The organism is Tistrella bauzanensis (genome assembly GCF_014636235.1).
Taxonomy (GTDB): Bacteria; Pseudomonadota; Alphaproteobacteria; order Tistrellales; family Tistrellaceae; genus Tistrella; species Tistrella bauzanensis.
Genome location: NZ_BMDZ01000158.1, coordinates 1 through 1,971, shown reverse-complemented (window position 1 = coordinate 1,971; position 1,971 = coordinate 1). Strand labels below are relative to the sequence as shown.

General features: G+C 61.3%; 3 protein-coding genes. All 3 read left to right on the top strand.

Going from position 1 to position 1,971, the window contains the following annotated elements:
• The first annotated feature begins 74 nt into the window (after window positions 1-74).
• Genes nthB through IEW15_RS25235 form a run of 3 tightly spaced genes read left to right on the top strand, consistent with a single transcriptional unit; the run spans window position 75 to window position 1,795 of the window.
• Window positions 75-725, top strand: coding sequence for a nitrile hydratase subunit beta (gene nthB, locus IEW15_RS25245; protein ID WP_188583267.1), 651 nt, complete (start codon window positions 75-77; stop codon window positions 723-725).
• An 11-nt stretch (window positions 726-736) separates the two neighbouring features.
• A complete protein-coding gene (nthA, locus tag IEW15_RS25240; RefSeq protein ID WP_188583265.1) occupies window positions 737-1,348 on the top strand; it encodes a nitrile hydratase subunit alpha in 612 nt (203 codons plus the stop codon).
• Window positions 1,349-1,405: 57 nt separating this feature from the next.
• Window positions 1,406-1,795, top strand: a complete 390-nt coding sequence (locus IEW15_RS25235; protein ID WP_188583263.1) for a nitrile hydratase accessory protein — start codon at window positions 1,406-1,408, stop codon at window positions 1,793-1,795.
• The last annotated feature ends 176 nt before the right edge of the window (window positions 1,796-1,971 follow it).

The following is a 1,971-nucleotide window of genomic DNA, read 5'->3' as shown; positions in this document are numbered from 1 at the left end:
GAGGATTCGACACCCCGAGCCTAACGGCTCAAGGCGAGCAACGCCGCTCTCCCTTTTTCAACAATGACCGGGACATCCCCCCGGTCGAGCCGACCGGCTGGGAGCCGCCCTATCATGCGGCCTGGGAAAAGGCGGCCTGGGCGCTGTTTCCCTTTGCCGCCCGCGCGGGCATGTTCGGGCTGGACGAGTTCCGCAGGCATCTGGAAAAGATGCATCCGCTTCATTACCTGACCGCCTTCTATTATGAGCATTGGGTCGAGGCGGTCGAGCGGATCGGCACCGAGAAGGCCTATTGGTCGCGCGGGGAGCTCGACAAGCGGACGGCCTATTATCTGCACTATCCGGATGTGCGCCTGCCGCCCAATGACGATCCTGCCCTCGTCGATTTCGCCGAATGGGCGGTCAAAAACGGCTTTCCCGCGGCGCGTGACGTCGGCCACGAGCCGAAATTCGCAATCGGCGACAGGGTGGTGATCGACGCTTCCGTGCCCCGCCATCACCATCGCCGGCCCCGCTATACGATGGGCCGTACCGGCGAGATCGTGATGTATCACGGCGCCCATGTCTTTCCCGATACCACCGGCAATGGCAAGGGCGAGACGGCTGAGCATCTCTATACGGTGCGCTTCTCCCAGGCCGAGCTTTTCGGATCGGAGTATGCCGATCCGAATGCCTGCCAGCACACCGATATGTGGGAACCCTATATCACGCGCGCACAGTCCTGAGGGGTAGGCAGATGACCCGTGTCAATCTCGTTCACACGCCGCGCACCGAAGAAGAAATCGCCGCGCGCGTGAAAGCCATCGAATCGATTCTGATCGAGAAAGGATTGATGTCGGAAGCCGGTGTCGATCGGTTTGCCGAAATCTACGAACACGAAGTCGGGCCGAAGCTTGGCGCGCAAGTGGTGGCCAAGGCCTGGATCGATCCCGACTTCAAGGCACGTCTGCTGAAGGACGCCACGGAAGCCTGCGCGGAACTCGGGATCGGCGGATTGCAGGGCGAGCATATGATCGCCGTCGAGAACACGCCGGCTGTCCACAACGTCGTCGTGTGCTCGCTGTGCTCCTGCTATCCGTGGCCGGTGCTGGGCCTGCCGCCGAACTGGTTCAAGTCGATGCCCTATCGGGCGCGGATCATCCGGGAACCGCGGCTCTGTCTGAAGGAGGATTTCCAGCTCGACATCCCGGCCGAGATCGAGATCCGGGTTTGGGATTCGAATTCCGAGATCCGCTACTGGGTGGTCCCGCAGCGCCCCGAAGGAAGCGAAGGGATGAGCGTAGACGCGCTTGCAGGCCTGATCACGCGGGATTCGATGATCGGCACCGGCCTGGCGCGGACCGCGTGACGCCGGCGTGAACAAGGACGGGCGTGAATAATGACAGGCTTGAATAAGGAACCGGATATGCAGCCTGTATCGATGACCTGTGGTACCGACCTCGCCACCATCCTGCGGCAGGGCAAAGGGCAGGCGGCTTTCGACAAGCCATGGGAATTGCGTATTTTTGCCGTTGCCGTCGCCGCCTGCAACGCGGGGGAATTCTGCTGGGACGAATTCCAGGAGGCGCTCACCGACGCCATCCGCCACTGGGAGGCGGCCCACCCCGACTTTTCCTCTGAGGACTGGAACTATTACGAGCATGTCGTGACGGCGCTGGAAGTCGTTCTTGCGCGTCATGACAGACTGTCGACCGACGGTCTCGACGATCGTGCGAGGACCATTCTCGACACGCCACCGCACAAGCATCACGTTGCCCGGTATGACCCGATCACGGTCGATGCCGCGGTGATCTGATGTGGTGAGGCAGGCCTTGCAACGGCATCCGGTCGGAGACGACCGCCACGAGAGCGGATCCCGATCAGGTCGCCCCGATCTGATCGGGCTAGTATTACAGTTGCGTATTTCCTAAAGTTCTGAATCAATGGGTGACCATGATTCGGAGGGTCATGGAATGTCTGGTTCGCTTGAGG

What these genes read in the sequence shown, in the direction of transcription:
- IEW15_RS25235 (WP_188583263.1), top strand. Translation starts at nt 1,406, where the DNA reads ATGCAGCCTGTATCGATGACCTGTGGTACCGACCTCGCCACCATCCTG.
- nthA (WP_188583265.1), top strand. Translation starts at nt 737, where the DNA reads ATGACCCGTGTCAATCTCGTTCACACGCCGCGCACCGAAGAAGAAATC.